Below are 8,571 nucleotides of genomic sequence, written 5' to 3' on the forward strand. Positions count from 1 at the left end.
CGGCGCGACGCCATCTCACGTTCGGTGCGCCATCATCTCGACGTATGAAAGCTTCCAGACAAGCGGTAACAGTCACGATAGCCTTGTGACTATGACGACTCCGTCCGCCGGCCAGGAATCCCGCAAAGGTCTGCTCTTCGGCCTGGCCGCGTACGGGATGTGGGGCCTGTTTCCGCTGTACTGGCCGCTGCTCAAGCCGGCCGGCGCGACCGAGATCCTGGCACACCGGATGGCCTGGTCGCTGGTCGTGATGGCGGTGCTGCTCGGCGTCCGGCGCAACTGGTCCTGGATCAGGCAGCTGCGCCACACCCGCGGCAAGGTCTTTCTGCTGTGCGGCGCCGCCATCCTGGTCTCGGTGAACTGGGGCGTCTACATCTGGGCGGTCAACAAGGGCCACGTCGTCGAGACCTCACTCGGGTACTTCATCAACCCGCTGGTCACCGTGCTGTTCGGGGTGTTGATCCTGCGCGAGCGGCTGCGGCCGCTGCAGTGGGCGGCGGTCGGCGTCGGCGCGGCCGCGATTGTCGAGCTGGTCGTCGGCTACGGCCACGTGCCGTGGATCGCGCTCATCCTGGCGTTCTCGTTCGGCAGCTACGGGCTGTGCAAGAAGCTGGCGAGCGTCCCGGCGGCCGAGTCGATGGCGGTGGAGACCGGTTTCCAGTTCCTGCCGGCCCTCGGCTACCTCGTCTTCCTCCAGGCGCGTGGCACGGCGACCTTCGGGCACGCGCACTGGACGGTGACGGTGCTGCTGGCCTGCTGCGGCCTGGTGACCGTGATCCCGCTGATGTGCTTCGCCGCCGCCGCGAACCGGCTGCCGCTCTCCACGATCGGGCTGCTGCAGTTCCTCACCCCGATCCTGCAGCTGTCCTGCGGGGTGTTCATCGTGCACGAGGCGGTACCGGGCACCGAGTGGATCGGCTTCGCGATCGTCTGGCTGGCGCTGGTGCTGCTGACGTACGACTCGCTCGGCCAGGTCCGCCGGCGCAGGATCGCTCAGCCTCAGACCGTGCGCGAGCTGACGATCTCGCAGAGCGCGAGCAGCGTGTCCTTCGCCGAGTTGTCCGGCAGCGAGGCGAGCAGTTCGCGGGCCTCCTCAGCGTAGCGGGCCACGGTGTCGCGCGCCTGGTCGATCGAGGGGTGGGCGCGCAGCGCGGCGAGGACCTCGAGTACCAGGCCGTCGTCCGTGATCGGCGCGGACAGCAGCTCGCGCAGGCGGGCCGACTCGGTGTCCGTAGACGCCAGGGCGTAGAGCGTCGGCAGGGTCGGGACGCCCTCGCGCAGGTCGGTGCCGGGGGTCTTGCCGGACTGGTCCGAGTCGCTGGCGATGTCGAGCACGTCGTCGGAGAGCTGGAACGCGACGCCGAACACCTCGCCGAAGCGGGTGAGCGTCTCGACCACCGGGGCCGGGGCGCCGGAAAGCAGCGCGCCGAAGCGGGCGCTGGTGGCGATCAGCGAGCCGGTCTTGTCCACCAGCACACTGAGATAGTGGTCGATCGCGGCCTGGCCGTCCTTGGGTCCGATGCACTCGTTGATCTGGCCGGTCACCAGGCGCTCGAAGGTCTCCGCCTGAAGCCGCACCGCCTCGGGTCCGAGGTCGGCCAGGATCTGCGAGGCGCGGGCGAACAGGAAGTCGCCGGTGAGGATCGCGATCGAGTTGTCCCAGCGCGCATTGGCCGTGGGCACGCCGCGGCGCAGCGGGGCCTCGTCCATCACGTCGTCGTGGTAGAGCGTGGCCAGGTGAGTCAGCTCGACGACGGCGGCCGCGGGGACGACGCCGGGCGCGGTGTGGTCGCCGAACTCGGCCGCGAGCAGGGTCAGCAGCGGACGGAACCGCTTGCCGCCCGCGTTGACTAGGTGGCTCGCGGTCTCGGCGATGAACGGGTGATCGCTGCGCGCCGAGGCCCGCAGCAGCTCCTCGACCGCGCCGAGTCCGTCGCGGATGCGCTGTTCGAGCGCCGGGTCGGTCACCGCGAGCCGGAACGGCTCGGTCGCCACCTGCACGCCCACGACTCTCGCCTTCCGTTTTCACGATGTCTGCACACGTCGGGTCCACGCTAATGCATCCGATCCGATACCGGTGCACCGGTCCGGCCGGGTTACGCGAAACGGCGGCAGAGGATCGGATCCTCTGCCGCCGTGACGACGAACGGTTATCGGGCGAGCACCGCGGCGGCGTTGGACAGGTGCAGCAGCACCGCCGGCGCGACGCCCATCGCGACCGTTGCCAGCGCCGCGACCGCGAGCGCGGTCTTGACCGCCACGGACGGGTTGGCGATGGTAGGGCCGTCCGGCAGCGGGTCGGAGAAGAACATCACCACGACCACGCGCAGGTAGAAGAACGCCGCTACCGCGCTCGCCAGCACCGCCACGATCACCAGCTGCGGCGCGCCGGACGCCAGCGCAGCCTGGAAGACCGCGAACTTGCCCACGAAGATGCTGGTGAACGGGATGCCCGCGAAGGCCAGCAGGAACACCGACATCAGCGCCGCGGGGATCGGCGCGCTCTTGCCAAGGCCGGCCCAGCGGGACAGGTCCGTGGCCTCGACGCCGCCGGCGTCACGCACGAGGGTGACCACCGCGAACGAGCCGACCAGCGCGATGCCGTACACCGGCAGGAAGAACAGCAGCGAAGCCAGCGCGTCGCGGCCGGTCGAGACCAGCGCCATGATGAGGTAACCGGCGTTGAGGATCGCCGAGTACGCGAGCAGCCGCTTGATGTCCCGCTGCGTCAGCGCCAGGATGCCGCCGACCACCATGGTCAGGATCGCCACGATCTCGATGACCGGTCGCCACACGTCGATCGAACCGGCCAGTCCGACATCCAGCACCCGCACCAGCGCACCGAACGCGGCGATCTTCGTCGCGGCCGCCATGAAGCCGGTGATCGGGGTCGGAGCGCCCTGATAGACGTCGGGGGTCCACATGTGGAACGGCGCCGCGCCGACCTTGAACAGCAGACCCATGCCAAGCAGCGCGATACCCGTGTACAGCAGCGCCGGGCCGTGCGCGTGCGCCGCGACGGCTTGCGCGATGCCCGGGTTCTTCGGGTCGCCGTCCGAGAGCTGCACCGAGCCCGCGTAGCCGTACAGCAGCGCCGCGCCGTACAGGAAGAACGCCGAAGAGAACGCGCCGAGCAGGAAGTACTTAAGCGCCGCCTCCTGGGAGAGCAGTCGGCGGTGGCGCGCCAGCCCGCAGACGAGGTACAGCGGCAGGCTGAGCACTTCCAGCGCGACGAACATCGCCAGTAGGTCGTTGGCTGCCGGGAACAGCAGCATCCCGCCGATCGAGAACAGCACCAGCGGGTAGACCTCGGTGGTCAGCCAGCCGGCCCGCACCGCCTCGCGCTCCTGCTGCGAGCCGGGCACCGAACCGCCCTGCGCCGCGAACGCGTCCTGGCCGCCCTCGGTGCGCCGCTCGGCGATCACCAGCACCGCGATGAACGCGATGACCAGGATGGTGCCCTGGAAGAACAGCGTGGTCTTGTCGACCGCGACCGCGCCCGCCGCCGCGATGCTGCCCGGCGTGTTGTGCAGCGCGATCACCGCGGCGAACGCGGCGGCCAAGGCGACCAGGGTCAGCCCCACCTGCAGCCGGTAGCGGGCCTTGCGCGGCCCGAACGCCTCCACCAGCACGCCCACGGTCGCCGCGCCGAGCACGATGAGCATCGGCGAGAGCTTGCCCCACTCCACATGCGGAGCGGTGAACGGGGCGGTGGTGGACGCGGTCGTGGCGGCGGCGAGGATGGACGACGACATCACTGCCCGCTCCCATTCGCTTGGGCGACACTGTTTTGACCGGCGCCGTGCGGCGCCTGGTTCGTGATCTGCACCTGCGCCGGAATCTGGTTGACCGCCGGGTTGATGTAATTCGTCAGGATGCTGGGCACGAAGCCGAGCGCGATGATCAGCGCCAGCAGCGGGCCGATCACCGCCAGCTCACGCGGGTTCAGATCCCGGAAGCCCTCCACCGGCTTGGCCACCGGCCCGGTCATCGTGCGCTGATACAGCCACAGGATGTACAGCGCCGCCAGCACGATCGAGGTGGTGGCGATGATCGCGGCGACCGGGTACTTCTCGAAGGTGCCGACCAGGACCAGGAACTCCGAGACGAAGGAGGACAGGCCAGGCAGCGCCAGCGAGGACAAGCCGGTCACCAGGAAGGTGCCGGCGAGCAGCGGCGCCACCTTCTGCACTCCGCCGTAGGCGTCGATCGAGGCAGACCGGCGCCGCGAGACCATGAACCCGGCGAGCAGGAACAGCGCGCCGGTGGACAGGCCGTGGTTCACCATGTACAGCGTCGCGCCGACCTCGCCGCGCGCGGTCAGCGCGAACACGCCGATGGTGATCAGGCCGAAGTGCGAGACCGAGGTGTACGCGATCAGCCGCATCATGTCGGTCTGGCCGATCGCCAGCAGCGCGCCGTAGATCGTGCTGATCACCGCGAGCACCAGCACCAGCGGAGTGAAGTAATGCGAGGCGTGCGGGAAGAGCTCGAGGCAGAACCGCAGCATCCCGAAGGTGCCGATCTTGTCCAGCACGCCGACCAGCAGCACCGCGGTGCCCGGGGTCGCCTCTGAGGCGGCGTCAGGCAGCCAGGTGTGGAACGGCCACAGCGGCGCCTTGACCGCGAAGGCCACGAAGAAGCCGAGGAACAGCCACTTCTCGGTGCCGCTCGCCATGGTCAGGTTGCCACTGGCCACGGCCTTCGAGAGCGTCTCGAAGTTGAACGTGCCACCGACGGCCGAGCGCGTCCCGACCACGTAAAGACCGATCACCGCGGCCAGCATGAGCAGGCCGCCGAGCAGGTTGTAGAGCAGGAACTTCACCGCCGCGTACGACCTGCGCGCCCCGCCGAACGAGCCGATCAGGAAGTACGCCGGGATCAGCGTCGCCTCGAAGATGACGTAGAACAGGAAGATGTCGGTGGCCGCGAAGACCCCGAGCATCAGCGTCTCCAGGGCCAGCAGCAACGCGAAGAAGCTGCGCACCGAGCGCTTGGACTCGGCCGGGGAGTCCTGCGGCGTCTCGGTGTCGTGCCAGGAGGCAAGGATCACCACCGGCACGAGCACCGCGGTCATCAGGATCAGCACCAGGGCCACCCCGTCCACCGCGACCGCGTAGTCGATGTGGAAGGTGGGGATCCAGGCGTACTTCTCCGAGAGCTGGAAGCGCGGGCCGCCGGTCTTGAACGCGACCGCCGAGGCGATCGCGAAGCCGAGACTGATCAGCGAGGCGAGCAGCGCGATCGGCCTTGCCAGGGCCGCGCGCTCCTTCGGCAGCACGGCGATCGCGGCGACGCCGGCCAGCGGCACCCCGATCGTCGTGCTCAGGTAGGGGAAGGAAGACATGCGCGCGCGTCCTTTCAGGCTTTGACCAGGAGCAGGGCCACGACGAACAGGGCCGCGCCGCCGAACATGGACAGGGCGTAAGAGCGGACGAAGCCGTTCTGCAGCCGGCGGAACCGGCCAGAGGAGCCGCCGAGGCCCGCGGCCACGCCGTTGACCACGCCGTCCACGCCGCGCAGGTCGAAGTAGACCAGCAGCCGGGTCAGCCACTGCCCGGTGCGCATGAAGGCCGCCTCGTTGAACGCGTCGCCGTAAAGGTCGCGACGGGCCGCGCGGGTGAGCGGCGAGCCGGCCGGGGCGATGGCCGGGACCGGACGGGCCTTGGTGCCGTAGAGCCGCCAGGCGTACCCGACGCCGAGCACCACGACCGCCAGGGTGATCCCGGACAGCGCCCAGGTGTTGATCGGCGAGTGGCCCTCGGCGCGACCGGTGACCGGCTCCAGCCAGTTCGTGAAGGCCGAGCCGATGCTGAACAGGCCGCCCGCGAACGCCGAGCCGACGGCGAGCAGGATCATCGGGATGGTCATCGTCTTGGGCGACTCGTGCGGGTGCGGTTCGTGCCCGTGCTCGTCCTCGACCCAGCGCTTCTCGCCGAGGAAGGTCATCAGCATCACGCGGGTCATGTAGAACGCGGTGATCAGCGCGCCGAGCAGTGCGGTGCAGCCGAGGATCCAGCCGGAGGTGCCGCCCTGCGCGAACGCCGCCTCGATGATCTTGTCCTTCGAGAAGTATCCGGAGAACGGCGGGCAGCCGATGATCGCCAGGTAGCCGAGCGCGAAGGTGAAGCAGGTGACCTTCATGTACTTCCACAGGCCGCCGTAGTGGCGCATGTCCACGTCGTCGTTCATGCCGTGCATGACCGATCCGGCACCGAGGAACAGCCCGGCCTTGAAGAAGCCGTGCAGGACCAGGTGCATGATCGCGAAGACGTAGCCGATCGGGCCGAGGCCAGCACCGAGGATCATGTAGCCGATCTGCGACATCGTCGAACCGGCCAGGGCCTTCTTGATGTCGTCCTTGGCGCAACCGATGATCGCACCCATCATCAGCGTGATCGCGCCGACGATGGTCACCAGCAGGCGCGCGTTCGGCGAGATGTCGAAGATGACGTGCGATCTGACGATCAGGTAGACGCCCGCGGTCACCATGGTGGCCGCGTGAATCAGGGCGCTGACCGGGGTCGGGCCCTCCATCGCGTCCAGCAGCCAGGACTGCAGCGGGAACTGCGCCGACTTGCCGCAGGCGGCCAGCAGCAGCATCAGCCCGATGCCGAGGATCGTGTTGCGGTCGACGGTGGAGGCCTTGTTGAACACGTCGCTGAACGCGAAGCCGCCGAACGTGGTGTACATCAGCATCACGCCGACGGACAGGCCGATGTCGCCGACCCGGTTGACGATGAACGCCTTCTTCGCCGCGACCGCCGCCGAGGGCTTGTGCTGCCAGAACCCGATCAGCAGGTACGAGGCGAGGCCCACGCCCTCCCAGCCCGCGTACAGCAGCAGGTAGTTGTTCGCGAGGACCAGCACCAGCATCGCGGCCAGGAACAGGTTCAGGTAGCCGAAGAACTTGCGCCGGTTCTCGTCATGGGCCATGTAGCCCACCGAGTAGATGTGGATCAGCGAGCCGACCCCGGTGATCAGCAGCACGAAGGTCATCGAGAGCTGATCGAGGTGGAAGCCCGCGTCCGCGGAGAAGCCCGGCACCGGAACCCAGGTGTACACGTGCTGGTCGTACGAGCGCGCGTCACCGGGCTTGCCGAGCAGCGAGAAGAACAGCACCGCGCCGAGGGCGAAGGAGCCGAGCGCGGCCAGGCAGCCGAGCAGGTGGCCCCACCGGTTCGTGCGCTTCCCGCCGATCAGCAGGATCGCCGCCCCGATCATCGGCAGCGCGACGACCCACGCGGTGAGCGTGAAGACGCCGGTCGCCGCGACCGGGGCGTAAGTCGAGGGTGGCATCGTCGGCTGTCCCTCTCTCAGTACTTGAGCAGGTTGGCGTCGTCGACCGAGGCCGAGCGGCGGGTGCGGAAGACGGTGATGATGATCGCGAGGCCGACCACGACCTCGGCGGCCGCGACCACCATGGTGAAGAACGCGATGATCTGGCCGTCGAGCCGCCCGTGCATCCGGGAGAAGGTGACGAAGGCCAGGTTGGCGGCGTTCAGCATCAGCTCGATGCACATGAACACCACGATCGCGTTGCGCCGGATCAGCACGCCGAGCGCGCCGAGGCTGAACAGGATCGCCGAGAGGTACAGGTAGTTGTCCGGGTTCATGCCTCGACCTCCTCGTGCCGGCCGGAACCGTTCGCGTCGGCATGGGCGCCGGTCGCGCCGCCCACGTTCGTGGCGCCGCCGTTCGTGCCCTCGCGCGGCTGCGGGACCGGCAGCGGCTTGATGTCACGCAGCTCGCCCTGGGCGCGCAGCGTGCGGTTGACGCTGAGCGGCGCGATGCTGCCGTCGGGCAGCAGGGCCGGGGTGTCGACCGCGTTGTGCTGCGCGTAGACGCCGGGGTTCGGCAGCGGAGTGACGATGACGCTCGGGTCCTTCGCGTAGCGCTTGAACCGGTCCGCCGCCAGCTCCTTCTGCGTCTTGCGGGCGGTGACCCGCTCGCGGTGCGCCAGGACCATCGCGCCGATCGCGGAGGTGATCAGCACCGCCGAGGAGACTTCGAAGGCCCAGAAGTAGCGGGCGAACAGCAGGTGCGCCAGCGAGGGGACGTTGCCGCCGGCCGCCGCGTTCGCCTGGTCCATTCCGGCGAACGGGCCGAGCTTGGCGTGCGCGAAGACGCCCAGCAGGATCGCGGCGAAGCACACCGCGACCAGGACCGCCGCCCAGCGCTGGCCGCGGATCGACTCGGACAGCGACTCGGCCGCGTCGATACCGATCAGCATCAGCACGAACAGGAACAGCATCATGATCGCGCCGGTGTAGACGATGATCTGCACGAAGCCCAGGAACGGCCCCTGCTCGATGATGTAGAACACGCCGAGGCTGAACATGGTCAGCACCAGCCACAGCGCGGAGTGCACCGCGTTGCGGGAGAACAGCATGCCCAGCGCACCGGCCAGGGCGATCGGGCCGAGGATCCAGAAGATGATCGTCTCGCCCGCGCCGACCCGATTGACCGTGTCGCTCGCGGCCTGGGCGAACAGCACTGCTTCGTGCGTCACTGGTTCGCTCCCTCGGAAACCGCCTTCGAGCGGGTGTCCAGCTCGGGACCGCGGACGTA

At 68.8% G+C, this 8,571-nt stretch carries 7 protein-coding genes; 1 reads left to right on the forward strand and 6 read right to left on the reverse strand.

The window, feature by feature from the left end:
* The first annotated feature begins 91 nt into the window (after nt 1–91).
* Entirely contained in the window at nt 92–1,102 is a 1,011-nt protein-coding gene (gene rarD, locus VFA06_RS05935) for an EamA family transporter RarD (RefSeq protein ID WP_324839392.1), read from the forward strand.
* Here rarD and VFA06_RS05940 read toward each other — a convergent pair.
* The 6 genes from VFA06_RS05940 to VFA06_RS05965 all read right to left on the reverse strand — a co-directional run bounded on the left by VFA06_RS05940 (nt 1,000) and on the right by VFA06_RS05965 (nt 8,494).
* The gene (locus tag VFA06_RS05940; protein ID WP_324839393.1) at nt 1,000–2,007 is read right to left on the reverse strand and encodes a polyprenyl synthetase family protein; all 1,008 of its coding nucleotides are present in this window, start codon (nt 2,005–2,007) and stop codon (nt 1,000–1,002) included. The two genes, rarD and VFA06_RS05940, sit on opposite strands and share 103 nt — an antisense overlap.
* A gap of 143 nt (nt 2,008–2,150) precedes the next feature.
* Entirely contained in the window at nt 2,151–3,755 is a 1,605-nt protein-coding gene (nuoN, locus tag VFA06_RS05945) for an NADH-quinone oxidoreductase subunit NuoN (RefSeq protein ID WP_324839394.1), read from the reverse strand.
* Nucleotides 3,755–5,347 (reverse strand): NADH-quinone oxidoreductase subunit M, encoded by a 1,593-nt coding sequence (locus VFA06_RS05950; protein ID WP_324839395.1) that lies wholly within the window; start codon nt 5,345–5,347, stop codon nt 3,755–3,757. The genes nuoN and VFA06_RS05950 overlap by 1 nt, the downstream gene beginning before the upstream one ends.
* Nucleotides 5,348–5,361: 14 nt before the next feature.
* Nucleotides 5,362–7,299: an NADH-quinone oxidoreductase subunit L gene (gene nuoL, locus VFA06_RS05955; RefSeq protein WP_324839397.1), complete on the reverse strand. Its 1,938-nt coding sequence runs from the start codon at nt 7,297–7,299 to the stop codon at nt 5,362–5,364.
* Nucleotides 7,300–7,316: 17 nt separating this feature from the next.
* Complete coding sequence (gene nuoK / locus VFA06_RS05960) at nt 7,317–7,616, reverse strand: NADH-quinone oxidoreductase subunit NuoK (RefSeq protein WP_324839398.1); 300 nt, start codon at nt 7,614–7,616, stop codon at nt 7,317–7,319.
* Complete coding sequence (locus VFA06_RS05965) at nt 7,613–8,494, reverse strand: NADH-quinone oxidoreductase subunit J (RefSeq protein ID WP_414639835.1); 882 nt, start codon at nt 8,492–8,494, stop codon at nt 7,613–7,615. The genes nuoK and VFA06_RS05965 overlap by 4 nt, the downstream gene beginning before the upstream one ends.
* Nucleotides 8,495–8,571: the final 77 nt, after the last annotated feature.

This window comes from Actinocrinis sp. (assembly GCF_035653575.1).
Taxonomy (GTDB): Bacteria; Actinomycetota; Actinomycetes; order Streptomycetales; family Catenulisporaceae; genus Actinocrinis.

Coding starts and splice junctions, on each gene's coding strand:
- nuoK (WP_324839398.1), bottom strand. CDS start 7,616: ATGAACCCGGACAACTACCTGTACCTCTCGGCGATCCTGTTCAGCCTC.
- nuoL (WP_324839397.1), bottom strand. CDS start 7,299: ATGCCACCCTCGACTTACGCCCCGGTCGCGGCGACCGGCGTCTTCACG.
- rarD (WP_324839392.1), top strand. CDS start 92: ATGACGACTCCGTCCGCCGGCCAGGAATCCCGCAAAGGTCTGCTCTTC.
- nuoN (WP_324839394.1), bottom strand. CDS start 3,755: ATGTCGTCGTCCATCCTCGCCGCCGCCACGACCGCGTCCACCACCGCC.
- VFA06_RS05950 (WP_324839395.1), bottom strand. CDS start 5,347: ATGTCTTCCTTCCCCTACCTGAGCACGACGATCGGGGTGCCGCTGGCC.